General features: G+C 39.7%; 19 protein-coding genes and 2 tRNA genes. 14 read left to right on the top strand and 7 right to left on the bottom strand.

Annotated elements, in window-relative coordinates; genetic code table 11:
• Positions 1-76 (bottom strand) — tRNA-Asn (locus tag AC4IFT_RS13040).
• Positions 77-211: 135 nt separating this feature from the next.
• A complete protein-coding gene (locus AC4IFT_RS13035) occupies positions 212-715 on the bottom strand; it encodes a YlaC family protein (RefSeq protein WP_490751523.1) in 504 nt (167 codons plus the stop codon).
• 485 nt (positions 716-1,200) lie between these two features.
• Here AC4IFT_RS13035 and cspE point away from each other — a divergent pair, with 485 nt between their 5' ends.
• The 4 genes from cspE (at position 1,201) to mgtA (ending at position 5,672) form a co-directional block, all read left to right on the top strand.
• On the top strand, positions 1,201-1,413 hold the full coding sequence (cspE, locus tag AC4IFT_RS13030) for a transcription antiterminator/RNA stability regulator CspE (RefSeq protein WP_004909801.1): 213 nt from the start codon (positions 1,201-1,203) through the stop codon (positions 1,411-1,413).
• 105 nt (positions 1,414-1,518) lie between these two features.
• Positions 1,519-1,707: a protein DsrB gene (gene dsrB / locus AC4IFT_RS13025; protein WP_206086736.1), complete on the top strand. Its 189-nt coding sequence runs from the start codon at positions 1,519-1,521 to the stop codon at positions 1,705-1,707.
• A 415-nt stretch (positions 1,708-2,122) separates the two neighbouring features.
• Positions 2,123-2,821 carry an MgtC family protein gene (locus AC4IFT_RS13020; protein WP_219249123.1) on the top strand — a complete coding sequence of 233 codons (699 nt, stop codon included), beginning with the start codon at positions 2,123-2,125 and terminating at the stop codon, positions 2,819-2,821.
• 148 nt (positions 2,822-2,969) lie between these two features.
• Positions 2,970-5,672, top strand: coding sequence for a magnesium-translocating P-type ATPase (gene mgtA, locus AC4IFT_RS13015; RefSeq protein ID WP_490734900.1), 2,703 nt, complete (start codon positions 2,970-2,972; stop codon positions 5,670-5,672).
• Positions 5,673-5,724: 52 nt separating this feature from the next.
• On the opposite strand, the gene AC4IFT_RS13010 is transcribed toward mgtA, so the two are convergent.
• Complete coding sequence (locus tag AC4IFT_RS13010; RefSeq protein WP_490751522.1) at positions 5,725-6,450, bottom strand: hypothetical protein; 726 nt, start codon at positions 6,448-6,450, stop codon at positions 5,725-5,727.
• Positions 6,451-6,636: 186 nt separating this feature from the next.
• Positions 6,637-6,945, bottom strand: coding sequence for a DUF5339 domain-containing protein (locus tag AC4IFT_RS13005; protein WP_102139566.1), 309 nt, complete (start codon positions 6,943-6,945; stop codon positions 6,637-6,639).
• Between the two features lie 1,025 nt (positions 6,946-7,970).
• Here AC4IFT_RS13005 and fliZ point away from each other — a divergent pair.
• Positions 7,971-8,486 (top strand): flagella biosynthesis regulatory protein FliZ, encoded by a 516-nt coding sequence (fliZ, locus tag AC4IFT_RS13000; protein ID WP_219249117.1) that lies wholly within the window; start codon positions 7,971-7,973, stop codon positions 8,484-8,486.
• Between the two features lie 171 nt (positions 8,487-8,657).
• On the opposite strand, the gene putA is transcribed toward fliZ, so the two are convergent.
• Entirely contained in the window at positions 8,658-12,641 is a 3,984-nt protein-coding gene (gene putA, locus AC4IFT_RS12995; protein ID WP_490751521.1) for a trifunctional transcriptional regulator/proline dehydrogenase/L-glutamate gamma-semialdehyde dehydrogenase, read from the bottom strand.
• A gap of 498 nt (positions 12,642-13,139) precedes the next feature.
• On the opposite strand from putA, the gene putP reads away from it, so the two are divergent.
• Positions 13,140-14,624 (top strand): sodium/proline symporter PutP, encoded by a 1,485-nt coding sequence (gene putP / locus AC4IFT_RS12990; protein ID WP_490751520.1) that lies wholly within the window; start codon positions 13,140-13,142, stop codon positions 14,622-14,624.
• A 91-nt stretch (positions 14,625-14,715) separates the two neighbouring features.
• On the opposite strand, the gene cycA is transcribed toward putP, so the two are convergent.
• Positions 14,716-16,116: a D-serine/D-alanine/glycine transporter gene (gene cycA, locus AC4IFT_RS12985; RefSeq protein ID WP_490751519.1), complete on the bottom strand. Its 1,401-nt coding sequence runs from the start codon at positions 16,114-16,116 to the stop codon at positions 14,716-14,718.
• Between the two features lie 255 nt (positions 16,117-16,371).
• Between cycA and AC4IFT_RS12980 the strand changes: the two genes are divergently transcribed.
• A tRNA-Lys gene (locus AC4IFT_RS12980) sits at positions 16,372-16,447 on the top strand.
• A gap of 509 nt (positions 16,448-16,956) precedes the next feature.
• On the opposite strand, the gene AC4IFT_RS12975 is transcribed toward AC4IFT_RS12980, so the two are convergent.
• Positions 16,957-17,394, bottom strand: a complete 438-nt coding sequence (locus AC4IFT_RS12975; protein WP_490734910.1) for a type II toxin-antitoxin system HicB family antitoxin — start codon at positions 17,392-17,394, stop codon at positions 16,957-16,959.
• 1,626 nt (positions 17,395-19,020) lie between these two features.
• Between AC4IFT_RS12975 and flhD the strand changes: the two genes are divergently transcribed.
• The 7 genes from flhD (at position 19,021) to AC4IFT_RS12940 (ending at position 26,330) form a co-directional block, all read left to right on the top strand.
• Positions 19,021-19,371, top strand: coding sequence for a flagellar transcriptional regulator FlhD (gene flhD, locus AC4IFT_RS12970; RefSeq protein ID WP_353242459.1), 351 nt, complete (start codon positions 19,021-19,023; stop codon positions 19,369-19,371).
• Positions 19,368-19,958 (top strand): flagellar transcriptional regulator FlhC, encoded by a 591-nt coding sequence (flhC, locus tag AC4IFT_RS12965; protein WP_490734913.1) that lies wholly within the window; start codon positions 19,368-19,370, stop codon positions 19,956-19,958. The genes flhD and flhC overlap by 4 nt, the downstream gene beginning before the upstream one ends.
• Before the next feature lie 97 nt (positions 19,959-20,055).
• Positions 20,056-20,943 (top strand): flagellar motor stator protein MotA, encoded by an 888-nt coding sequence (motA, locus tag AC4IFT_RS12960; protein WP_490734915.1) that lies wholly within the window; start codon positions 20,056-20,058, stop codon positions 20,941-20,943.
• 7 nt (positions 20,944-20,950) lie between these two features.
• Entirely contained in the window at positions 20,951-21,874 is a 924-nt protein-coding gene (gene motB, locus AC4IFT_RS12955; RefSeq protein ID WP_490751518.1) for a flagellar motor protein MotB, read from the top strand.
• A 98-nt stretch (positions 21,875-21,972) separates the two neighbouring features.
• Entirely contained in the window at positions 21,973-24,027 is a 2,055-nt protein-coding gene (cheA, locus tag AC4IFT_RS12950; RefSeq protein ID WP_490751517.1) for a chemotaxis protein CheA, read from the top strand.
• A 16-nt stretch (positions 24,028-24,043) separates the two neighbouring features.
• The gene (gene cheW / locus AC4IFT_RS12945; RefSeq protein ID WP_004909833.1) at positions 24,044-24,541 is read left to right on the top strand and encodes a chemotaxis protein CheW; all 498 of its coding nucleotides are present in this window, start codon (positions 24,044-24,046) and stop codon (positions 24,539-24,541) included.
• A 103-nt stretch (positions 24,542-24,644) separates the two neighbouring features.
• Entirely contained in the window at positions 24,645-26,330 is a 1,686-nt protein-coding gene (locus AC4IFT_RS12940) for a methyl-accepting chemotaxis protein (protein ID WP_490734921.1), read from the top strand.
• Positions 26,331-26,382 lie beyond the last annotated feature (52 nt).

The following is a 26,382-nucleotide window of genomic DNA, read 5'->3' as shown; positions in this document are numbered from 1 at the left end:
TGGCTCCTCCAGCTGGACTTGAACCAGCGACATACGGATTAACAGTCCGCCGTTCTACCGACTGAACTATGGAGGAATTGCTTGTTCCTGAGAACGAGGCGAATATTAACGATATCACCCCGAGCTGTCAACGATAAAAATAGAAAAAAACGCTAACTGTTCACTCACTGCTCATTATGGCTGAATTTCATGCTAGCCAATTGATATTGCATTAATTTTGAGCTGCTAGCTTACCTTGTAATGGCGTAGAAACTTCCGGGTAAGCGACATGATAAATATCGTAAAACGAAATCATCCCTTTTAACGCGATCAGACGGGAGATTTCTTGTTTAATTGCTTGGTTGACTTCATTTGAATCAAGGACTTTACGAATTGCATTTTCAGAAACAGGTTCAGTAACGAACCACTCACCATTATAACAAACACGCAAATCCAACACGCCAATATCTTCGAAATGATAGACTGGCTTAATATCAAAAAGTAATACGCTTGCCAAAATAATAAATAACAGGGTAATACCCAGCGTCCAATAGGGGCCAAAGTACGGTGCATACCAAAGAATGACAGCCAGCGGAATATAAGCTGCAATCATACCAACACATAAATAAGGGTGATTTGCGAGGAATTGGCTATTGAAATAAGGTTTACCATCACGGTTTTCGCGTTTGTTGATGGTATCTAAGTCTTCGACAAGTATTTGTTTGATAATATCCATATGATAACTCTCTGTCAGATATTGAATCTATACTAGCAGAGTATCACGAGGTCTCAAGATTGTTATATATCAGTTAAAAAAAATATTCATACAGATTGTCATCAGATCAGATAATTCTGAGTGACAATAACGAGGTTTGTTGTTTCTTGTAATTAAATTTTTCTTTAAATTATCAACTAAATGCAGTGCTTTTGTTAACATTATGACTGATAAAAGTGACGGAGTCGAAAAAACCATATTTTTTTATGGATTGGATGTATAAAATAGTTGCTATTATCTTTAAGTCATGAGTTAATGTGCATCGGCCTGTTTAGCAGTCCTATTTGATGTACGATTACTGAGTTAGTGTGTTCTAAAGAAGAAAGTTATCACAGATAGCCTTTGACCGTGACGCTTCATCTTGGTGTTTCCCTGATTAAATAGTTGACTCTGGCCCGTATATGCCAAAAAGGCAAGTTTTTTTGATGTTATATAGGAAAAGTCAAATGTCCGACAAAATGAAAGGTCAAGTTAAGTGGTTCAACGAGTCTAAAGGCTTCGGTTTCATCACTCCAGCTGATGGTAGCAAAGACGTTTTCGTCCACTTCTCTGCCATTCAGGGCAATGGTTTCAAAACTCTGGCAGAAGGCCAGCAAGTTGAATTCACCATTGAAAACGGTGCAAAAGGCCCAGCAGCTGCTAACGTAACTGCTATCTAAGCTAATTGCTTAACTGATTTTCTAAAGCCCGTCATTTTTTAATGACGGGCTTTTTCGTATGCGCTACATTTATGATTAATATTATTTTGTCGGAAAATAGATGTTATGAATATTAATGATCGTGTTTATGTGAAAACAGATGGACAAGAGCGACGAGAAGGAACAATTCTACTCATTGAACCGTTTAATGAAGGTGTGATGTATTTAATCGCATTACCTGATTACCCTGAAGGTATTTGGTTTTTTAATGAAAAAGAAGGGAATGAAGGTACGTTTGTTACATTAATTGAATAATGAATTTCAAATTTATTAAAAATTTGTTCTTTACTTCGTAAATTAGCCCACCTATACTCCACCCATCAATTATTTAGGAGATTATTACTTGGACAGTCAGAGTTGGAATAAAAACTTAATTTAACGGCAAGCCAGTAATCGTCTTTTCTTTTCACTGCTTGCCACTAAGGCGGGCGGTGTCTGATGTACCCCATCATACATACACCCTTATATTTTAAACAAAGTATTATTCTATATTTAATTAATAGCTTATTACTGTTGTATTGAGTGTGTATCATGTTTGTATATTTTTACTCTCTATTTCCTCCTGGCAATAGCCAATAATTCTTGGATCTTTATTGATTCAAAATAGGGCTATGTGCTTTTTATTAAGCATATAAAACACTATCCAAATTATTTTTTTGGAGGAATTATCATGCTTTTTACTCCTGATATTTTAAATCTTGTTTCGGCAATGTGCCTTGGTGCCTTAATTGGCGCTGAACGCCAATGGCGTCAACGTATGGCAGGGCTGAGAACTAATGCATTAGTTGCAACGGGTGCCGCTGTTTTTATTTTAAGCTCAGTGACTACATCACCTGATAGCCCCGGACGCATTGCGGCACAAGTGGTTTCAGGTATTGGTTTTCTGGGGGCGGGTGTCATCATGCGTGAAGGCATGAACATTCGAGGCCTGAATACGGCAGCAACACTATGGTGCTCCGCGGGGATTGGTGTGTTGTGTGGATTAGGGCAATACTCACTCGCGCTGATGGCTACCTTATTGATTTTATGCGCAAATATTTTATTGCGAGAAGCTGCATCTCGCATCAATAAGCAGCCTCAAGTTCAAGCCTTGGACGTTGAGCAGCGTTATAAAATCCGCGTGATGTGCCACCAAGAAGACGAAATTTTAGTTAGAACCCTTATTTTACAAGCCATTAATGGGCTACATATTCGGCTGCAATCGTTAAGTAGTGCTGACACATTAAAAACAGAGCAGCTTGAGGTTTGCGCGGAATTTTTGGCAACACCCGCTGAGCAAAAAGAGATTGAAGCATTAGTGTGCAGAATCAGTCTTGAGCAAAGCGTAAGTGCTATCAATTGGAAAGTGGCATCAGAGCTTCCAGCTTAAATGCAAAAAATTAACTCACTATAGGAGCCGAAATGGACGATCACCCTCCGTCATGGAGTCGAAATTTGGAGCTATCCAACTGATATAATAGCCTTATTTTCAGTTGGATAGCGTAAAAATACACAAGTGTTGTATTAGAGACAACGTTATGACTGAAATAAGACACCAACGCAAAAGCGTTAAAGCGCCTGCTCGGCAAAAATTTGTAGTTGGCGAGCAAGCGAGTAAAAATATTGAGCAAGTGCTAAATGAGTATCAAACCAATTTATTAGGCCTAGCAGACAATGAAGCGATGGATCGCTTAGTGACTGAAGGCGAAAATGAAGTTGCTCATGAAAAAGCGCCTCCTGCTTGGAAGCAGCTGCTTTCATCATTTAAAAACCCATTTATTTTTGTTCTGATAGTGTTGGCATTAGTCAGCTTTTTCACGGACTATCTGATCCCAGAACGTCAAGGTGAAGAGACAGATTTAACGGGTGTGATCATTATTGTTACGATGGTTCTGCTAAGTGGTTTACTGCGTTTTTGGCAAGAATATCGTACCAATAAAGCGGCTGAAGCCCTCAAGTCTTTGGTTAGAACCACTGCAACGGTGTTTCGCCGAGACAATAAAACTGGGCGTTCAACCCGAAAAGAAGTCCCAATCAAATGCCTAGTTCCTGGGGATATCGTTCTTTTATCCGCGGGGGATATGGTTCCTGCTGATTTAAAACTTGTTGAATCGCGAGACCTATTTATTAGCCAAGCGATTTTAACGGGTGAATCTATCCCTGTAGAAAAATATGACACTCTCGGGGATGTTTCCGCGAAAAGTCTGGATCCCGTATCACCTACCGAAAATGAATTACTCGAAATATCAAATATTTGCTTAATGGGCACTAACGTTACTAGCGGAACAGCTCGAGGTATCGTGGTGGCAACGGGTGGGAAAACCTATTTAGGCTCACTAGCAAAATCAATCGTTGGCAGTCGGGCACAAACCGCTTTTGACAAAGGTGTGAATAGTGTTAGTTGGTTATTGATCCGTTTTATGTTGGTTATGGTTCCAATTGTCTTATTAATCAATGGATTTACTAAAGGTGATTGGTTCGAAGCAACGCTATTTTCTTTAGCTGTTGCTGTAGGATTAACCCCTGAAATGCTTCCGATGATCGTCAGTTCAAACTTGGCGAAAGGGGCAATTGCGATGTCGAAGCACAAAGTGATTGTCAAAAGATTGAACGCTATCCAAAACTTTGGCGCAATGGATGTGCTTTGTACAGATAAAACAGGAACGCTAACGCAAGATAGGATCATTTTAGAACATTACCTTGATAGTAATGGTGAGAAAAATGGCAAAATTCTGCAACTCGCTTGGTTAAATAGTTTTCACCAAAGTGGTGCAAAAAATATGATGGATCAGGCCATTATTCGCCGAGGAAGAGGGAATAGTGAGGTTGAGCAACTAAAAGCGTTTCAAAAAATTGATGAGTTACCGTTTGATTTTATTCGTCGCAAATTGTCTGTCACGGTAAGGACGCCGGAGGGAGATGCGTTACTTATCTGTAAAGGTGCTGCGGAGGAAATGCTGGCTGTTTGCCAAAGTTATCAGCAAAACGGAGAATCGCTGGTTTTAGATGAGCAAGCGAGAGCAAGAATTACCGAGTTAGTGAGTGATTACAACCGACAAGGATTTCGGGTATTGTTGCTCGCGACGCGTGTATTAAATGAACATGAAGCTAGTCTGCCTCTTTCGGCCCAAGCTGAGCAACAACTTGAATTACAAGGTATTTTAACTTTCCTCGATCCCGCCAAAGAAAGTGCGATTTCTGCAATCGCGGCGCTACGTGAAAATGGTGTCACCGTCAAAGTATTGACTGGCGATAATGCGATCATTACAGAGAAAATTTGCCATGATGTTGGGCTAAACATCAGTGAGATCATGACTGGCTTAGAAGTTGAAGCGTTGTCTGATGAAGAATTGAGCCAAAAAGTCGAGCAAGTTTCTGTTTTTTGTAAATTGACGCCACTGCAAAAATCCCGCATTTTAAAAAGATTACAGGCAAATGGGCATACTGTCGGCTTTTTAGGTGATGGAATTAATGATGCGCCTGCTCTTCGTGATGCAGATGTGGGAATTTCAGTGGATACGGGTACCGATATTGCGAAGGAATCAGCGGATATCATCTTACTTGAAAAAGATTTGATGGTATTAGAGCAGGGCGTTATTAAAGGTAGGGAAACTTTTGGTAATATTATCAAATACCTAAATATGACGGCGAGTTCTAACTTCGGTAATGTGTTCTCAGTATTAATTGCTAGTGCATTTATTCCCTTCCTACCAATGTTAGCGATTCATTTGCTCGTACAAAATCTGCTATACGATATTTCCCAACTGGCATTACCTTGGGACAAAATGGACAAAGAGTTCTTAAAACGTCCTCGTAAATGGGATGCGAAAAATATTGGTCGCTTTATGCTTTGGATTGGGCCGACATCTTCCATCTTTGATATCACCACATTTGCTTTGATGTGGTATGTATTCCAAGCAAATAGTGTTGCACATGAAGCATTGTTTCAATCAGGCTGGTTTGTTGAAGGGTTATTGTCTCAGACCTTGGTTGTTCATATGCTAAGAACACAAAAGATTCCATTTATTCAAAGTACTGCGGCACTACCAGTGATGTTAACGACGGGATTAATTATGGCATTAGGCTTATATATTCCGTTTTCATCATTTGGAACTATGATTGGATTACAACCATTACCGATTGAGTATTTTCCTTGGTTAGCGTTGACATTAGTGAGCTACTGCGTTGTGGCGCAATTGATGAAACAGTTTTATATCAAGCGATTTGGTACATGGCTATAACATATTGATAAATTAATAAAAAGGAGAACCAAGGAAGGTTCTCCTTTTTGCATTATACCGCTGTTTCTTTGGTTGCTAAGAGGTAGAAATCCATTTTTTGGCGATAATATTCGGATAGTTTTTGTTCTAATATATGGCGTGTGCTTTGTGCTGCGCTTTCTCTAATTTTGCCAAAATCAATATCAGGGTAAAAGTCCTTACAGACGGTATCATTGATTAGCTCGACAACATATTTTGTTGTTGCCTTGCTATCTGCGTTTATTATGTCTAAGTTTGTGGCTATCTTTTCTATATCTATATCTATCTTTAAATGTTGGATTGCTTTGTCTACATTTGGATCATATTGAATACGCTGCCTAATAAAGGATTGGGATGCTTTGAGTAGTATGCCCGACTCTTGGAGGCCGCAATAGCGTTGTACATTTTTAAAAATAACATCTTTATCTTCCGAATTTATAACGGCTAGTTTTTTTTTGGGATCAGCCAAATACATGGCTTGAATTTCATCAATCACACTATTAATTGCACTGGATATTTGAATTTTTCTTTCTTCCACCTCAAACGTTTTATAGTCAGTTTTTGCAGAAATATGCTCTTTAAGCTTATTGAGTAGGTTATGTTTGTCTAACTCAATATGTTTATGATTAAAACAGAGTTTAATACATGGGCTCTTGGTGTTTTTAATACTCTTGATTAAGCCGTTAAATTTACTGCATGTTTTTATGATATTGCTTAATGAGAAGGGGGTTTTAACGATAGTATTGACAGATATGTTCATCATATATTCCTTAGTATTTTGAATTTTTGAATTCTATAAGCTAGGGGAAATATGAGCTTGCAAAAACCTATGCATAAGGCGAATGAGTCTTGAAATATACGTATATATACTCTTTTTTCGCATAAAAAAGAGCCACAAATGGGCTCTTTTTTGGAAAATTGCAGTAATCTGAAATAATCTAAGCGATTACAGACCTAAAGCAGTTTTCATTTGTTTCATTGCATCAATACCTTGTTGGCAAGCTTTATCTTGCTGATCTTTAGGTAATGCGGCAACTTGTTTTTTACCTTCTTCCAGCTGACCTTTCATAGCATCTAACTGAGCTTTTGCTTGCGGGTTTTCTGAAGCTTTAGCAATTAAGCTATCAACTTCAGCGAAGTATGCGTTACAAGTTTCAGTTGCACCAGCAACTTCACCTTTTTTCTCTTCTTCTGAACAAGCAGTGATTGTCAGTGCCAGTAAACCCATACCACAAGCCAAAATTAACTTTTTCATAATCAACCTTATTAAAATTATTTATTTATATAGCAAATGAAGTATATAAGAGAAGTTTTTAATATCAAATGTAACTAATCCTAAAATAATATCTTAATTAGTAATTATAAAAATAACTATATTAGTGAATAATGTCGCAATATGAATTACAGGTAGTGAGATTATTTATTAAATATGGGTAATTCATTAAAAATCACAACATTAATCACTATTGTGAAAAAAGTATTCATCATGGGGGAATGTTGTCTAGTCTAAGGTAACCTGAAGAGGTAAATGTTAATGCTAAATTGAAATAGGTGAGTACTGTAAAGTTATTTTTTTATTAAAAATAACCAAGGCAAAAAATGTGATATAGAACGAAATTAAATCAATTAAAACACATATAACACTTTTAGTTAGATTTATAACTTTTTTGTATATAGAGAAAGATGTTTAAAAAAGCACACAAATTGTAACTAAAAGTTTACATAAATAAAAAATCACTAAACTAGGGAATATTTTAAGCATTAATATCTGTGCATTTACGATGCAATAATAGTAGAAAAAAGTGAGCTCCTTCACAATTTTGCTAATAAAACCTTTGAATAGCTATAAGATTGATTTTTAAATCAAATTTTCTTTGTACGAAGATGGAATAATCAGGTAAAGTCTTTGCCCTTAAGCCAATCTAGTGGATAGTTCTCTTAATGTTTTCCGTTAACGGTATGTGTATAGAGTTAACGAAATTTAAGTTAATTAGGTTGACGCTAAATCAAATTCGTACCAAAATTGTCTCACCTTAGAAATTCGCCAAAGAGCGATAGACGGGGTAGAATATTTTTCGTAAAGGGCAATAACTTTTCTTACACTACATTCTCAGGAGGATTATTCTCCTAAAGGGAAAGTAAGGAAATGATATACGGGTTTACCCGTATTTAAATGCAACGTAGCAAACATTCTATTAATGCTATGGGCATAACAAGTATGTAACTCGGTTTCCCTTGTTACAATTTTATTTTTAGACTTACACACAGGGCTTTACCATTATGTCTGCTTCTATTGTAAAGAAACGGCCTCTGAGCCGTTACATCAAAGATTTTAAACACAGCCAAACTCATTGTGCACATTGCCACAAAACGCTTGATCGTATCTCTTTGGTTTTCAACGATGACATCTTAAATAAAGAAGCTATCGCTGATATGACCGAATTGGTTGATGAAGGTACCTGGGGAGAGCTGCAAGGTAAATTTACTGCACTTTGCCGTTTTTGTAGTGAAATTTACTGCAATAGTAATACTGACTACTTTGATATTATGTCATTTAAACAGTATTTATTCTTACAGACTGAGATGAGCCACAGTACCGTTCGTGAGTATGTTGTTCGCTTACGCCGTTTAGATGAGTTGTTATCTTCCTCTAATTTTTCAATGAAAGAATTTACTGCAAGTAAAGTTCAAGAACAATTAAGTGAAAAAATGACAGACTCAGCATTTAGTAATTACAATATTGCATTACGTAAATATGAACAGTATTTATTCTGGGAATCAGAAAAAATGCAATAATAAGAATAGAGTAGGTAGCTAATTTTATAGTTACTTAATATCTATTGATTAATAAATTGGTGTCCTCTGGGCACCTTTTGCGTTTTTAGCGGTTCAAAGTAAAGATTATAACTTAATGAAAAAGCAAAAAACCTGACTTCAATGATGAATGAAGTCAGGCCTTACAGTATGTTAACCGATGGTCATCAAGCTTGCGTTACCGCCTGCTGCGGCTGTATTAACACTCAATGAACGTTCGTGAACAAGGCGTTCTATTAACAAGTTGGTCTCACCACGTTCAAAGCCTTGAACAGAGATAATTGGCCCTTTACGCTCAGCGATGATCGCACAAACTTCTTTTAATTGATCGCTATCTCCATGATAAATCACCCCTTCGATTGGCTCTTTAGATTCTTGCCACTGTTTGGTGATAGAAATAGTTTTGCGCACTTTCTCTGGAAGCTGTTTGAATAGCTTCTGGTGAGCTTCACTATCAGGCCAAAGGGATTGGCAACCCGCTGCTAGAACCCCTGCGAGCTGAATTAAGCAATCTTTTTCATTATCACTGATACATAATATCAGTCCACGAGGGCGTAATGTATAGGTGTTTTTCTCGCCAGTAGGGCCTGGTAAAAGCCGTGTTGTACCTGCTTGGGTATAACGCGCAAATTGTTCGAGCACTGAGGGTGTAATTGGGGCTTGCTGTTTTTCTGCCCATGCAATAAAGGTATCAAAAGGAGTAAGTAACTCGACGCGTGCACTAGCATCCATCGGTAAGTGTTCATCTTGGCGTGCAAGTGTATTTGTTACCGCATTTTCTGGACGCTCACTTAATAAACGGTAGAGGTATAACGGCCCACCTGCTTTTGGCCCAGTTCCTGATAATCCTTCACCACCAAATGGTTGCACGCCAACCACAGCCCCAACCATGTTTCGGTTAACATATAAGTTACCGACTTTGGCTTTGCTGACGACTTGGTTGATAGTTTCATCAATACGGGTATGAACCCCTAACGTTAGGCCATAACCCGCTGCATTGATTTGATCAACCAGTGTATCCAGCTCATCACGTTTGAAACGTACAACATGAAGAACAGGGCCGAAAATCTCTTTTTTCAGCTCACTGATATTGTCCAACTCAATTAATGTCGGCTTAACATAAGTTCCTTCCTGCTGCTCTTTCGCATCATCGTTATTGTCAAATGCTGCTTGGAAAATGGTTTTGCCTTTACTGCGCATCTGTTGAATATGTTGATCTATATTGTCTTTTGCTTCTCGGTCAATCACTGGACCGATATCGGTGGATAGGTGCTCTGGGTTGCCCATACGGCATTCTTCCATCGCGCCTTTTAACATACGGATCGTTCTGTCGGCAACATCGTCTTGAACACAAAGAATGCGCAATGCAGAGCAGCGTTGGCCTGCACTATCAAATGCAGAAGCAACCACATCGGTGACAACTTGCTCTGTTAATGCGGAAGAATCGACGATCATGGCATTTAATCCGCCAGTTTCTGCGATTAACGGGGTAGGGCGACCTTGAGCATCTAAACGACCAGCAATATTACGTTGTAATAAACCTGCGACTTCTGTTGAACCAGTAAACATGACACCACGAACGCGTTTATCACCCACTAATTGGGCACCGATTGTTTCCCCTTTACCCGGTAAAAATTGCAAGACATCACGCGGGATCCCTGCTTGGTGAAGAATAGAAACTGCGATAGCACCAACGAGTGGCGTTTGTTCAGCCGGTTTTGCTAACACGGTATTTCCTGCCGCTAAGGCAGCCGCAATTTGTCCTGAGAAAATGGCAAGTGGGAAGTTCCATGGACTGATGCATACCACTGGGCCTAATGGGCGATGGGTATTATTATCAAAGTCATGTTTGACCTGCGTCGCATAATAATTTAAGAAATCTACCGCTTCACGGACTTCAGCAATCGCATTGGCGTAGGTTTTACCTGCTTCACGTACTAACACATCAAGCAATGGTTGCAGTTGCTGCTCCATAAGATCGGCTGCGCGTAATAAAATTGCAGCTCGTTCTGATGGCGGCGTTGCAAACCAAATGGTGCCAGCATCATTGGCGATATTTAACGCATGATCTGCCTCTTGTTCCGTAGTTTCACGCACGTGACCCACAATATCTTTATGGCATGCAGGGTTTAGTATGGCTTGAGCTTCTGGCAGCTTATCTTTCGTTGAGAATTCTCCGCCTAATAAAGGCTCAGCCAATTTCGGTTGGATAGCTGCACTGAGTAGCGCACTCGATAAAGAGGCTAAACGGTGCTCATTCGACAAGTCGAGGCCCATAGAATTAACACGCTCATTACCATACAAATCACGGGGTAGGGGGATCTTCGGATGCGGTAAACCGATTTGACCTTCTGCTTTAGAAAGTTCAAGGACATCTTTTACTGGATCAGCGACTAATTCATCTAACGGAATAGTGGCATCTGCGATACGGTTAACAAAGGAAGTGTTCGCTCCATTTTCTAATAAGCGACGAACTAAATAGGCTAATAACGTTTCATGGGTACCAACAGGGGCATAGATACGGCATGGGCGATTAAGCTTGCCATCTGCGACTTTCCCGACCACTTGCTCGTATAATGGTTCACCCATACCGTGTAAGCATTGGAACTCATACTGGCCAGGGTAGTAGTTTTTACCTGCAATTTGGTAGATAGCAGAGAGTGTATGTGCGTTATGCGTTGCAAATTGAGGGTAAATTAAGTTTGGTACAGACAATAATTTGCGAGCACAAGCTATGTATGAAACGTCGGTATACACCTTGCGGGTATAGACTGGGTAACCCTCTAAGCCATCAATTTGTGCGCGTTTAATTTCGCTGTCCCAATACGCGCCTTTAACCAGTCGGATCATTAAACGACGCTGGCTACGTTCTGCTAAATTGATAATTGAGTCAATCACAAATGGGCAGCGTTTTTGGTAGGCTTGGATAACAAAACCAATCCCATTCCAGCCTGCAAGTTGTGGTTCAAAACACAGTTTTTCGAGTAAATCTAAAGAGATTTCTAATCGGTCAGCTTCTTCTGCGTCAATATTTATACCGACATCGTATTGGTGAGCTTGTAAAACGAGAGACAGTAAACGCGGATAGAGCTCATCCATGACTCGGGAATATTGTGCGCGGCTGTAGCGAGGGTGTAGCGCGGATAATTTAATCGAAATGCCAGGGCCTTCATAAATTCCGCGACCATTTGACGCCTTACCAATCGCATGAATAGCTTGCTGGTAAGACACCATATAATCTTGGGCATCTTTTTCTGTTAGTGCCGCTTCCCCTAACATGTCATAAGAGTAGCGGAACCCTTTATCTTCTAGCTTGCGTGCATTTGCTAAGGCTTGGGAAATGGTTTCGCCTGTCACAAATTGCTCACCCATTAGGCGCATTGCCATGTCCACGCCTTTACGCACCAGAGGTTCGCCGCTTTTACTGATAATACGGTTTAGGGAGGTCGATAATTTGGCTTCATTATGCGTTGAAACTAATTTACCTGTAAATAATAAGCCCCACGTTGCGGCATTGACGAACATCGAGCTACTTTGCCCTAGGTGAGATTGCCAATTTCCGTTACTGATTTTGTCACGAATTAAGGCATCACGAGTGGCCTTATCAGGGATACGCAATAAGGCTTCTGCTAAACACATCAGTGCCACACCTTCTTGAGAAGAAAGTGAAAACTCTTGCAACAGCCCTTGTACTAGACCAGAACGTCCCACGCCATTTTTTTGGTTACGTAATTTTTCTGCAATGGAGTAGGCCAGTTTATGTGCCGCTTCTGCTTGATCTGCGGGGAGTTGCGCCTGTTGCAGTAACATCGGTACTGCTTGGGTTTCTGGTATGCGATATGCAGAAGTAATAGAAGAGCGTTTTACAGATTGTGGTAAAATGTGCTCCGCAAAATCTAAGAAAGGCTGGTAGTTGGACTCGACAGTGGTGTCCTCTTCCCCAGTTTGGTTTTCTTTTGCATCGATACCGACGGATAACTCAGGAATGATTTGGTTATTGTCGAGTTGTTCTAGGTAATTATAAATAGCTTGTTTGATAAGCCAATGTGATGTGCGGTCCAGACGTTGAGCGGCATTTTTAATGCGTTCACGAGTTGCTTCATCAAGTCTCACACCCATAGTTGTCGTGCTACTCATTTTAATTCCTCTAGTTGACAGGTCGTCATAATCGAAAAGTTACACAACATTATCTTAATGTTGCAACTTTGTGCAACATTGTTAATCAAGGTTTCTGGGGGAAATGTGAAACGTGTCGAACTTTTTGTGATGTAATTGAATTGATAAAATCAATGGTTATTATTTTTATATATTTTTCATATGATTATAACCATTTCCTTATTAAGGGAATAATTAAACGATCATTTGGTAATTTGACTTAAAATTTTAACATTTGTGATATGGATTCTATTTATTGAATAAAAAATAGTTAATTTCTTGTTAATTTAACATGAGTCTGACTAGGATGGGGTCACTAAGATGTTAAATTAGTGCAACGCGAACAATCACAATCTATTTGGTGTGCTCGAAGATAAATTAACGATGTGCAATAAAGTGCAACACCATGAAGTTACAAGTTATCAACAGTAATTCATATAAAGATAACTAAATTAATAAGCTACTCAATGGAGAATATAAATGACTGTAAGCACTCCGATGATCGTCACGTTCATCGTATACATTACTGGCATGTTATTAATTGGCTATTTGGCCTATCGTTCAACAAAAAACTTTGATGATTATATTCTCGGAGGTCGAAGTTTAGGCAGCGTCGTAACTGCATTATCTGCAGGTGCATCAGATATGAGTGGCTGGTTATTAATGGGGCTACCAGGGGCTATTTTTATTGCAGGGATCTCTGAAAGTTGGATTGCAATAGGGTTAACCTTAGGTGCCTACTTTAACTGGTTATTCGTCGCAGGCCGCTTACGTTTGCAAACAGAAAAAAATAATAATGCTTTGACGTTACCCGACTATTTTACCAGTCGTTTTGAAGACAACAGTAAAATTTTACGGATTATTTCTGCCATTGTTATCTTAGTTTTCTTCACCATTTATTGTGCATCGGGTGTTGTTGCGGGTGGTTTATTGTTCGAAAGCACATTCCATATTAGTTATGAAAAAGCCATGTGGTTAGGGGCGTTAGCAACAATTGCCTATACCTTCTTAGGGGGCTTTTTAGCGGTAAGTTGGACAGATACAGTTCAGGCTTCGTTAATGATTTTTGCGCTGATACTGACACCGATTGTCGTTATTTTATCTATGGGCGGCGTAGATACCTCTATCGAAGTGATTAAAGCGAAAAACCCAGAATATCTTGATATGTTCAAGGGCATGAACTTTATTGCTATCCTCTCTTTATTAGGTTGGGGATTAGGCTATTTTGGTCAACCGCATATTTTAGCGCGTTTTATGGCGGCAGATTCACACAAAACAATCCACTCAGCAAGACGCATTAGTATGACGTGGATGGTTCTCTGTTTAGGCGGTACGATTGCAGTAGGCTTCTTTGGGATCGGTTATTTCGAAATGAACCCAAGCGTGGCAGGTGCTGTAACACAAAATAATGAACGCATTTTCATGGAATTAGCGACGATATTATTTAACCCATGGATAGCAGGTATATTGCTTTCTGCAATTTTAGCCGCGGTAATGAGTACCTTAAGTTGTCAATTATTAGTGTGCGCAAGTGCATTAACCGAAGATCTCTACAAGCCATTTATTCGTAAAACAGCAAGCCAAAAAGAGTTAGTTTGGGTTGGGCGTTTTATGGTACTGCTTGTGGCTGCTATTGCTATCTATATCGCTCGTGACCCAAATAATAAAGTATTAGGGTTAGTGAGTAATGCATGGGCGGGCTTTGGTGCTGCGTTTGGTCCAGTTGTATTGATATCTGTTCTTTGGAAACGCATGACACGTACGGGCGCACTGGTGGGAATGTTAGTGGGTGCTATTACGGTATTAGTTTGGATGCAATACAAATGGTTTGCATTATATGAAATTATCCCAGGTTTTATCTTTTCGACTATCGCGATTGTTGTGGTGAGTTTAATCACTAAAGCGCCAAGTGCAGAAGCGCAAGCGCGTTTTGAACAAGCTGAATCTGAATATAAAGCGAACTAATGCTCGCCATCGAGTGACAAGGTAATCCAATAAAAAAGCCGAACTGCTAGAAACAGATTCGGCCTTTTTATTGGTAAAGCGCTTAACGGGCTTAATTTGTTTTGCGGCGCTTCACAATTTGGTAGCCAATAAACAAGACGATAAACCAAATTGGTGTTGCGATAAGCGCTTGTCTTGTATCGTGTTGGAATGCGAGTAAGACAATCATAAAGGCGAAGAACGCTAAGCTTACCCAAGACATAATAATTCCCGCGGGCATTTTATAATGAGACGCTTTATGCATTTCAGGGCGTTTACGGCGAAAATTAAGGTAACTGTATAAAATCATACTCCAAATAAACATGAACAAAATAGCAGATACCGTGGTGACTAAGGTGAACGCATGCATGATATTGGGAATAAAATAGATAAGCACAATACCAAAGCTAAGGCAGATACAGGTGAAAATTAACCCTGTGGCAGGTACCGCTTTTTCCGATAACTGGCTAAATTTTTTCGGTGCATCACCTTCTTTAGACAAGCCAAATAACATCCGGCTGGTGGAAAATACACCGCTATTTGCAGAAGAAGCCGCTGAGGTCAGGACCACAAAGTTAACGATACTGGCTGCAGCAGGTAGGCTGATCAACACAAACATTTCAACGAATGGGCTCTTATCCGCCAAAATTGTACGCCAAGGTGTTACGGCCATAATCACAATCAGTGATAAAACATAGAAAGCAATGATACGGATTGGAATGGCATTGATAGCTTTTGGTAAGGATTTCTCAGGATCACGGGTTTCAGCGGCAGCAGTACCGACTAATTCAATCCCAACAAAGGCAAATATCGCGATTTGGAAGCCTGCAAAGAAGCCACTTATCCCCATCGGGAACATCCCACCATCATTCCATATATTACTTAATGATGCCGTGTGGCCTGTTGGTGATTGGAAATTCATCGCGATAAGTGTGCCACCAACAGCAATTAAGGCAATAATGGCAACAATTTTTATCATCGCGAACCAAAATTCAAGCTCACCAAATAGTTTAACGGATACTAAGTTGAGCGTGAGTAAGGTAATGACACAAATAAATGAAGTGACCCATTCAGGGAAGTCTGGCACCCAAAAGCTGACATATGACGTTATTGCAATAATGTCAGCTATCCCAGTGATCACCCAACAAAACCAGTAGGTCCAGCCAACGAAAAAGCCCGCCCATGGCCCTATAAGGTCAGCAGAAAAATCGCTGAAGGACTTATAGTCAAGGTTAGAGAGTAAGAGCTCACCCATTGCACGCATGACGAAAAATAGTACAAAGCCGATTATCATGTAGACGAATATGATTGATGGCCCCGCAAGGGAGATGGTTTTCCCTGACCCCATGAATAAACCTGTTCCAATTGCGCCGCCAATTGCAATTAATTGAATGTGGCGGTTACTAAGGCTTCGTTTTAACTGGTTGCGATCAGCTGAGTGCTGAGTCGGGTTTGATGTTGCATTTTCTTCCATACTGTAAAGTGTCCGTAGTAGTTTGTTATAATTGACCACAGTATTTTTTTATTTGTGTGGTTATGTTTGCGTGAAATATTGTGACATAAATCTCAATTAGAGTAAGAAAAACTTACCGAGTTAGAGGCAGAGTGTTGCTTATTCAATCTATCATTATCGTTAACTTAACATTCAACACTAAAAATTAACTTACATAATAAAAATAGCAGAATAATATTGACTGTAGCAATTGATAGGCGTTAAATATTTTGCATTGGGTTGTTAGCTCAGTTGGCAGAGTAGGCGACTCTTAATCGCTCGGTCTGGGGTTCGAACCCCCAACAACCCACCACCTTTTCAACGCGTTACGTATTAATTGCATTACTACGCATGCCAGTTGGGACGTATTTGGGACGCAGTCATTGAAAGTCGATGCTTGCTAAAGTAATGTTATTTATTCAATACCCTGAGTATATGTCATGACTTTAAACTGAACACCGTCATTTTTTAATCTGACTACTATTAATCTGACTACTATGTGAACGCGAGTAATAGACACATCCTCATTTTCATCGGGTATGTGCGTTAAATTTTCATTCAGGCCTGTACTTAAAGTGAAAGTTATCAGCTTGTCTTACTGTTCTCGCTGAAATACTGGTTATTTGATTTGAGCGCTGGGCTAAATTATATTGGAAGTGAGTATCTTTTTTTAAAAAAGTAATAAGGAAAAAGTGATTAATAGGCTGTTAAAACAACAGGTAAGCAAAACCAGATAAATTAACAGCAAGGTAAGTTGAATATCTATTCAATATAAATAGAGATGTGTAGTTATTCTTATGAAGTACACAGGTTGATTATCATCTAATCTTGAACTCTTTTATGTACCGAAACTGTTGCCTCATATCCTAACAAGTACAAAGCTTGTTCTAATGCATCTATTTTTGAAGCATGGTGAATATCCAGTAATCGCTCTATTTGCTGCGCATTAATATTCAGTTTTCTTGCTAAATCAACACGCAAGGTTTTTGTCTCTAAAATGGCATTATGTAGAGCAATTTTAAGGCAGCATATTATTGGCAAATAAATAGGGAATGCATTTTCATTATGTAGGTGTGGTAATGGGATGGCTTTTCTCAAGGTGATGTATTGCGCAAATGTCGCTAATAAAACCTCCTCAGCCTCCAGTTCAACATCATCTTTGCAAAAAGTCACACCTTCGATATCGGGAAAATCGCAAAAACTGATGTCGAACGCACCTTCTTCTTCGATAAACTCAACGTTAGCATAATAAGTAAACATGTCCTTTTCTCCTATCAATAGAGCAGCAAGTAAACAGTATAAATCAATACGTATTTAGTGTCAGAATAATCTATCGGAAAAAACAATTATTTACTTGCATTATCAATATATTATGTCGGTGTTTTGTTCAGGTAGCTTATTTTTTAAACCAAAAAATAGAGATGAGTAATAGCAATCGTCTTTTATTCGGAAACCATTCAGAAATAAAGAAATTAAGTGTGAACAAAGTCTCAATTCTTGTAATCTTTTTTGCTCAAATAGCTACATATTATTTTGTTGAATTTGCATGCTAAAAGCTCACTGAATTATTTTAAATAAAACCAATTGATTTTTGGGTTTTAGTGTCAGCTTCTAAGCGAATTTACTTAAGCAAAATGTACTGAATTCACTATTTGTTAAAATAAAAGTATATAGTAATTTATGGTTATAATAACCCAAGGTTATATTATTATTAATTAGCTAGTAAAAAAGTAAAAAAATTCAAGTAAAAATAAAAATTAAAACACACGAGGAAAAACTGCCTTTCCTCTTATTTTGAATATTATAAAACGAGTAAAAGTGCGTAGTTGAAACAGAATGTTCTCAATTGAAACTTTCATTTTTTGTTAGATTTCGGGGGGCTATGCCTTGCTGTAGGTTGATCATTTTATTAAAAAAATTAATTTTTGAGTTATTGCAATAAAAAAATAAAAATTAATTATTGAAAAATGTAACTTTAAAAAAATAATAACATGAAAATTACTGAAAATATAAAAGGACTAACGATATATAACAAATATATTTAAGCCAAATATTCAATTTATTACAAATAGGTTTCATTGTGTGTATTAATTTTATTAATATTATAATGTGAGTGCATTATAACCATTGTTTAAATATTTTAATGAAATTTTTAAGTGATAGTATTATATGTATGACAATTTAATAACTTTAAATACGTTAATTAGGATTGAATAATTTTGAATGATGCATAATGTTTTGATTAAACTGATTGAAAATTAATGAGTAAGTTTTATTCGCACGCTGCCGATAATAAGCTGTATCTGTAATAGTAGGTTTAGTTTCTCAATACCAAACATTGACCTAGATCAGTATATTGATTTTGATGTTGTGATTGGACTTTTTTGCTTTCAAATCCCATCTAAGGAGTTGATGCATTGATTAAAATCCTGTCATTTGATATAGGGTAAACTAAAGTGTTGTGGATATTTGAGTTAGGGAGGAAGAAGATAAGGAAATAATAAAGATTATTTAATGAATAAATGGATAATCAACCCAATGAGATAAAAAGAAACATAAGTACCTTGAATAGTTAATTTAGTGGTGCATAATAATTGACGACTAATAATGACATCGGCAAATTCTGACTTTTACTGAAAGTGCTAACTTTTTAGTCACTCTTTATTGTTTGTAGGTATTCAGGAAATGTATTTAATTTAAGTTTGAAAATTTGTGTTTTTATACTCCAAACTGGGTATTCACCAACGGAAACATGGGAAGTAATGGAATACATTTATCCAGTTAAATTAAATTTACTAATAAAACTTTTTAACCACACAAAACTTTCAAATTCATATTTGTTCTTTTTGCACACAGATGTTGATAAATATTCGGAAAGGAAAAAAAATGAGCTCGACGACAGATTTTCTGAAGCATATATACGATATTAACCTCTCATATTTGCTATTAGCCCAAAAACTCATCTCCCAAGAGAAAGCTTCTGCGATGTTTCGTCTTGGGATCTCTGATGCAATGGCGACTACTTTAGCAGACCTTACGCTCCCTCAATTGGTCAAATTGGCAGAAACAAACCAGCTAATCTGTCAGTTTAGATTTGAGAATAGCGATACGATTGAAAAGCTGACACGTGATTCGAGGGTTGATGAATTGCAACAAATTCATACGGGTATCCTTTTATCGACTCGATTATTGCAAACGCATAATCAAGGTGACACTGATATAGCGAGAAAAAGATGAGTACCGCAGCTGAAAAAAGTATTGTCCAAGAAGCGAATGACATTCGCTTAGCCATGGAATTAATCTCTTTAGGCGCTCGCCTTCAAATGTTAGAAAGTGAAACCCAAATTAGCCGCGGACGTTTAGTTCGGTTGTACAAGGAACTTCGAGGCTGCCCCCCACCAAAAGGTATGTTACCGTTCTCAACTGATTGGTTTATGACATGGGAGCAAAATATTCATTCATCCATGTTTTATAACGCCTATCAATTTTTACTACAAAGTGGCCATTGCCAAGGTGTTGATGCCATTTTAAAAGCTTACCGTTTGTATCTAGAGCAATGTATTCCAGAGCCTGGAACTGAGCCATTGTTAGCTCTGACTCGTGCTTGGACGCTTGTTCGCTTTGTTGAAAGTGGCATGCTGCAAAGTTCAAAATGCAGTTGCTGCCAAGGTTCATTTATCACTTATGCGCACATTCCAGAAAATAGTTTTACGTGTAGTTTGTGCCAGCCGCCATCACGTGCAATAAAAAAACGTAAACTTTCCGAGCATCTCGCCGATATTACGCTATATCGACAGGATGGCATTACTAAAGCGGTAATGTAAAATTGGATTGATTTGGTCAACAGGCAGTTTTCTGCTTGTTACTCCTAATATTCCCTTTGACTGCCATCTGTTAACCAACGGAGTGAAAGGGAATATTGTGTTAATACTCATCGGGTATATCATTGTTACAGTAGCGGTTATTGGCGGTTATATCATGGTCGGTGGCCATTTAGGCGCGCTATATCAACCCGCTGAATTTGTTATTATATTAGGTGCTGGTTTAGGGGCATTTGTCGTTGGTAACAGCGGCAAATCCATCATCGCCTTATGTAAAGTATTACCAAAACTCTTCCGTCGCTCCTCCTACAATAAAACGATGTCAATGGACTTAATGGCATTGTTATTTCAGTTACTCAATAAATCTCGCCAACAAGGGTTACTTGCATTAGAAAAAGACATTGAAAACCCCCAAGAAAGCGAAATTTTTTCTCAATATCCTCGTATTCTCAAAGACCCTTCTACCATGATGTTTATCGTGGACTACTTGCGTTTGATGGTGAGTAGTAACTTACAAAGTCATGAAATTGAAGCATTAATGGATGAAGAACTTGAAACTTTCCGCCAAGAAAATGAAGTGCCAGCTTCGGGATTAAACATGGTAGGCGATTCAATGCCTGCTTTTGGTATTGTCGCGGCGGTGTTAGGTGTGGTGAATGCATTAGGTTCCGCGGACAGACCAGCTGGCGAACTTGGTGCATTAATTGCCCATGCGATGGTCGGGACGTTCTTAGGTATTTTAGTCGCTTATGGTTTTATTCTGCCTTTAGCTGCGTTGATAAGGTTGCGCAGCAGCGAGCAATTAAAAATGATGGAATGCATCAAAGTGACATTTTTGTCTGCATTACAGGGATACGCGCCGCAAATTGCGGTGGAGTTTGGTCGCAAAGTGTTATTCAGTGCTGATAGGCCATCATTCGTCGAATTGGAAGATAGAGTTCGCGAAGTGAAAGTGGGTGCTCGCTCACAAGAAACCACTGAGGAGTAACATTAGGATGGCAGCCAATACCCCTCATGTAATTCGAGTCAAAAAACGTAATTCTCATCATCAAGGTAGTCACGGTGGTTCGTGGAAAATTGCTTATGCCGATTTTATGACGGCGATGATGGCGTTCTTTTTGGTGATGTGGCTGATATCAATTTCAAGTCCTCAAGAACTCACCCAAATTGCAGAGTATTTTAGGACTCCACTTAGCACTGCAATAAACCCAGGCACAAAAAGTGGCGATGCCACTAACCCTATTCCGGGGGGTGGTAAAGATCCCATTTTCCGTGAAGGGGACGTGATGCCTGAACCGAATAATATCATTGATGGTAACGCTAGTTATCGTTTTGAAAAACTTAAAGAAGCTCTTGAACAAGCTATTTTAAAAGACCCACGCTTAAATGAGTTAAAACCGCATTTATTGATCGACATGATTAATGACGGTCTGCGCATTCAAATTGTAGATAGTGAAAATCGCCCGATGTTTAAAGTTGGCTCTGCAATAGTCGAACCTTACATGCGCGACATTCTACGCGCCATAGCGCCTTTACTAAATGATGCCCCCAATCGAATCAGCATATCAGGCCATACCGATGATTTAGCGTATGCCAACGGGGCGAATTACAGCAACTGGGAGCTTTCATCAGATAGAGCAAATGCTTCGCGACGTGAGTTAATCCGTGGGGGTATGGATGAGAGCAAGGTATTACGGGTGGTTGGTATGGCATCAGCCATTCATTTAGATAAAGACAATGGACTTGCGCCGATTAACCGGCGGATCAGCATCATTGTTCTCAATGATGAGGAAACAAAACAAATATTACGTGAATACGACGGAGCAAAACCGATTTCTGACGTGTTGGGTAAGCCGGCACCGAAGTTGACTACTGAGAATGTGGTGACGGCGAAAACACAGAAAAAAGCCGATGAATAGACTGTGTTTGTGAAGCAGTACATTGTGATTTTTTATTGCCTGCCGGATTTTCCGGCAGTCAGCGTTAAGTGAAACCTAAGCGAAACTGGATAAAAACCATGGATATTACCGAGTTTTATCAAACTTTTTTCGATGAAGCCGACGAGTTGCTCAGGGATATGGAACAACATTTACTTGAGCTTGATCCTTTTGACCCGGATAGCGAGCAGCTAAATGCCATTTTCCGCAGTGCGCACTCAATAAAAGGAGGTGCTGCAACCTTTGGTTTCACACAGTTGCAAAACACCACGCACACACTGGAAAACTTGCTCGATAAGGCACGTCATGATGAGTTAACACTCACGCCTGACATCATCGATGTATTTTTGGATACCAAAGATGTGATGGCATCTCAGCTCGATGCATACAAAAATGATTCGTTACCCGATGATGAGTCATTTAAACGGATTTGTGAAGTGCTTGGGCGTGTTGAAAATCATGTCGAAGAGGTGATTGACGCGGTACCGACTGTTGAAAATGTTGAACCTATAGAAGAGGTCACCGACGAAGAGAAACGTATTGAATCTCAAGGGGAATTTTCACATTACTTTAAAATCACATTAAGTGGGCTTAAAGAAACTGAAGTGGATTTACTCGCCGATGAGCTCGAGCTGTTTGGTCATTTATATCATACCGAAAAAGCGGTAAATAGCCTGCAAGCATGGTTAGGCACAAATACCGACATCGAGGATATTTGCGGGGTACTGTGTTTTGTGGTGGATGAATCACAAATTGCACAGGAAGCCGCTTCGTTTTCCGATTGCCAATCGTTCGCACCACAAGCAGAACAAGAAAGTGAAGATGAACCCAGTCAGGAAACGGAAATTGTGGTGCCAAAAGAAGTGGTTAAGTCTGCAGTAGCAGCAAGCCCTTCGAAAAAGCCTGCGGTAACAAAACCGAAAGGCGATTCCAGTAGTATCCGTGTTGCAGTGGAAAAAGTTGACCAACTTATCAACCTTGTGGGTGAGTTAGTGATTATCCAGTCCATGCTGACACAACACAGCCAGCACGTTGATCAAAACGAATACAGTGACTTACTCAGTTCTATTGTGCAATTGGAGCGTAATTCGCGTGCCCTGCAAGAGTCAGTCATGTCTATCCGCATGATGCCAATGGATTATGTTTTCAGTCGTTTCCCGCGCATGGTGCGTGATATTGCCTCGAAATTAGGTAAGAAAATTGAGTTAAAAGTTGAGGGTAGCTCAACAGAACTTGATAAGAGCCTGATTGAGCGCATTGTCGACCCGCTAAATCACCTTGTCCGTAATAGCTTAGATCATGGTATCGAAAAGCCTGATGTCCGTGTGGCAAATGGGAAGCCAGAAGCAGGGACGTTGACACTCGCTGCCGCGCATCAAAGTGGCAATATTTGCATTGAAGTGCGGGATGACGGGGCAGGGCTTAACCGCGAGCGTATTTTAGCGAAAGCGCGTTCCCAAGGGATGAATGTGCATGATGCCATGAGTAATGATGAAGTGGCGATGCTGATCATGGCTCCTGGTTTCTCCACCGCAGAAGTGGTGACCGATGTCTCGGGCCGTGGTGTGGGTATGGATGTGGTGAAACGAAATATTCAGGATATGGGCGGCCGTATTCAAATCGGTTTCACTGAAGGTAAAGGTACCATTATTCGTATTTTGCTTCCTTTAACCCTCGCAATCCTTGATGGGATGTCGGTTAAAGTGGCGGAAGACGTATTTATTGTGCCTTTGAGCGCGATTATTAGCACTTTGCAACCACGACAAGAAGATATCTATCGCCTAGCGGGTGAGGAAAAAATGTTGTTGGTTCGTGGAGAATACCTGCCGTTGGTCGAACTACACCACGTTTTTTCTATTGAGGAAGCAGAACGCAATTTGGATAACAGCATTGTGCTAATTATTCAAAATGCGGGGCATCGATTTGCCTTGCTGGTGGACAAACTTGTTGGGCAGCAACAAGTGGTGGTGAAAAACATCGAAAGCAACTACCGCAAAATCCCGGGTATTTCTGCTGCAACCATTATGGGCGATGGCTCAGTGGCATTGATTTTAGATGTCGCAGAGCTGCAAAAAATGAATAACAGCATTTTGATCAAAAAGAAACAGCAGGTTTCCCAACCTGTCGTGCACTAAATAGAGGCCATACACCATGTCAATGTTAGATGATGATTTAAATAAGCACGAAGAAGAAAAAAACGGCGAAGGTTACCTCATTTTTACCTTGGGTGAAGAAGAGTACGGCATTGAAATTTTAAAAGTGCAGGAAATTCGGGGTTACGAGCAAGTCACGCGTATCGCAAATACACCTGATTTTATTAAAGGTGTGACGAATTTGCGTGGTGTCATTATCCCAATTATCGATTTACGGGTGAAATTCTCCCATGAAAATGTGGTGTACAACGACAACACCGTCGTGATTGTGGTGAATTTAAAAGACCGCGTGGTCGGTATTGTGGTTGACGGCGTTTCAGATGTGTTGGTGCTGAACGAAGAACAAATTGCGCCACCACCTGATTTTGCAGTGACATTATCGACCCAATATCTTACTGGTTTAGGGACACTTAACGACCGAATGCTCATTTTAGTGGACATTGAAAAGCTACTGACCAGTGATGAGATGGCGCTTATTGACAGCATGGCTGAGTGATCCTCAGCCTAAATAATTGCTCAAATAATAATAAGTCATTAACTAAAGTTTTTGGTTGGATGACCGATATCCAAAATACAACAAATAATGTTAGTAAAACGTCATGTACAGTCGAATTAAAATCGTATCAGGACTTTTGTCCGTCATTTTTATCTTTATTTTACTGCAACTGGTATCCAGTGGGTTGATGTTCACCAAACTCGGCGATAACAGTGACAGTATTAGTTATTTAAATTCACTACAACGCCAAAGACAAGTATTAACAGAAAGCTGGGTTAACCTTTTACAGGCCCGAGCCAACTTAAATCGGTCAATCAACGCCTATCTTTTAGACGGTCGCAAAATTCAAGATGATGCGACAACGGAAGACTTGATTAAAGCGGCAAAACGAAACTTTAAAGCTGCGGATGATGCATATGATCGTTATAACAAGCTGATGCAAAGCTCGGAGTATGATAAAGCCAAGTTTGAAAAGCTTTTTAGCACTTATGAAACCTACCGCGATGCATTAATTAAACTCAGTGATTTCGCTGAAAAAGGCGACCTAGAAGGGTTCTATGCCCACAGGACGTCGGGTCATCAGATGAAGTTTGAAGAGCAATTTAATGCATATTTCGCCGATATTTCAGCGGATTTCCAAGAAGAAGTCGTTAATGCAGATAACAATTATCGCCAATCATTATACATGTTAGTGACGTTATCGATTCTGCTCGCCTTTATTGGTTTCTTCAGTTATCGCTATGTGCGTAAAGGGATTATTGAGCCGTTAGGTGCATTAAACGAGCGCATTAAAGTCTTCGCATCGGGTGACTTAACGCCTTCTATTACCACAACCTCGAATAACGAAATTGGCGAACTAGCCAATGGTGTTCAGCACATGCAGCAAGAGCTGATTAACACGGTTCGTGGCGTATTAGATGGCAGTGAAACTATTTATCAAGGCACCACTGAAATTGCCGCTGGCAATAACGACCTTTCTTCACGTACTGAGCAGCAAGTGGCGTGTTTGGAAGAGACTTCCGCCAGTATGAGCGAGCTAACCGCAACGGTTAAGCAAAATACAGACTATGCCCATCAAGCTAGTGAATATGCAAACCAAGCTTCTGTTATTGCAAAAGAAGGTGGAAAAGTGGTTTCCAACGTGGTGAGTACCATGTTGAACATCGCTGATAGCTCACAAAAAATCTCTGATATCACCGCAGTGATTGACAGTATTGCTTTCCAAACCAACATCTTAGCACTTAATGCAGCCGTTGAGGCAGCACGTGCTGGTGAACATGGTCGTGGCTTTGCTGTTGTGGCAGATGAAGTACGTAACCTCGCACAGCGCAGTGCAGATGCCGCCAAAGAAATCAAAACGTTGATTGAAGACTCAGTTTCAAGAACGGGAACAGGTGCGCGCCAAGCAGAAGATGCGGGTGAGACGATGACGAAAATTGTGGAGTCAGTCACGCGAGTTACTGACATCATGACGCACATCGCTACCGCTTCTGATGAGCAAAGCAAAGGTATTTCGCAGGTCAGCATTGCCGTCGCTGAAATGGACAAAGTGACCCAACAAAACGCCTCGTTAGTTGAACAGTCAGCAGTGGCAGCGAATGTATTAGAAGAGCAAGTGGCTAAGCTGTCACAGCTTATCTCAATTTTCCGTCTACCACCGTTAAAACAAAGTGAAATACGCAATACAAAACCGGCGGCAAGAACGGTATCCAATATCGTGAAAACCCCGGATTTGAAAAAATTATCATCGAAGGAACATAAAGATGATGACAACTGGGAAACTTTCTAAGCATTAAGCATGGTTTCACGCTGCAAGGCTCAGGCTTTGCAGCGTTTCTGTG

The sequence above is a fragment of the Providencia sp. UF-183 genome (assembly GCF_058246155.1).
This window is presented reverse-complemented; position numbering and strand designations above follow the sequence as displayed.

Coding starts and splice junctions, on each gene's coding strand:
- putP (WP_490751520.1), top strand. CDS start 13,140: ATGACTGTAAGCACTCCGATGATCGTCACGTTCATCGTATACATTACT.
- putA (WP_490751521.1), bottom strand. CDS start 12,641: ATGAGTAGCACGACAACTATGGGTGTGAGACTTGATGAAGCAACTCGT.
- AC4IFT_RS13010 (WP_490751522.1), bottom strand. CDS start 6,450: ATGAACATATCTGTCAATACTATCGTTAAAACCCCCTTCTCATTAAGC.
- flhD (WP_353242459.1), top strand. CDS start 19,021: ATGAGCTCGACGACAGATTTTCTGAAGCATATATACGATATTAACCTC.
- AC4IFT_RS13005 (WP_102139566.1), bottom strand. CDS start 6,945: ATGAAAAAGTTAATTTTGGCTTGTGGTATGGGTTTACTGGCACTGACA.
- AC4IFT_RS12975 (WP_490734910.1), bottom strand. CDS start 17,394: ATGTTTACTTATTATGCTAACGTTGAGTTTATCGAAGAAGAAGGTGCG.
- cheA (WP_490751517.1), top strand. CDS start 21,973: ATGGATATTACCGAGTTTTATCAAACTTTTTTCGATGAAGCCGACGAG.
- dsrB (WP_206086736.1), top strand. CDS start 1,519: ATGAATATTAATGATCGTGTTTATGTGAAAACAGATGGACAAGAGCGA.
- AC4IFT_RS13035 (WP_490751523.1), bottom strand. CDS start 715: ATGGATATTATCAAACAAATACTTGTCGAAGACTTAGATACCATCAAC.
- motB (WP_490751518.1), top strand. CDS start 20,951: ATGGCAGCCAATACCCCTCATGTAATTCGAGTCAAAAAACGTAATTCT.
- flhC (WP_490734913.1), top strand. CDS start 19,368: ATGAGTACCGCAGCTGAAAAAAGTATTGTCCAAGAAGCGAATGACATT.
- cheW (WP_004909833.1), top strand. CDS start 24,044: ATGTCAATGTTAGATGATGATTTAAATAAGCACGAAGAAGAAAAAAAC.
- cspE (WP_004909801.1), top strand. CDS start 1,201: ATGTCCGACAAAATGAAAGGTCAAGTTAAGTGGTTCAACGAGTCTAAA.
- cycA (WP_490751519.1), bottom strand. CDS start 16,116: ATGGAAGAAAATGCAACATCAAACCCGACTCAGCACTCAGCTGATCGC.
- AC4IFT_RS12940 (WP_490734921.1), top strand. CDS start 24,645: ATGTACAGTCGAATTAAAATCGTATCAGGACTTTTGTCCGTCATTTTT.
- mgtA (WP_490734900.1), top strand. CDS start 2,970: ATGACTGAAATAAGACACCAACGCAAAAGCGTTAAAGCGCCTGCTCGG.
- AC4IFT_RS13020 (WP_219249123.1), top strand. CDS start 2,123: ATGCTTTTTACTCCTGATATTTTAAATCTTGTTTCGGCAATGTGCCTT.
- fliZ (WP_219249117.1), top strand. CDS start 7,971: ATGTCTGCTTCTATTGTAAAGAAACGGCCTCTGAGCCGTTACATCAAA.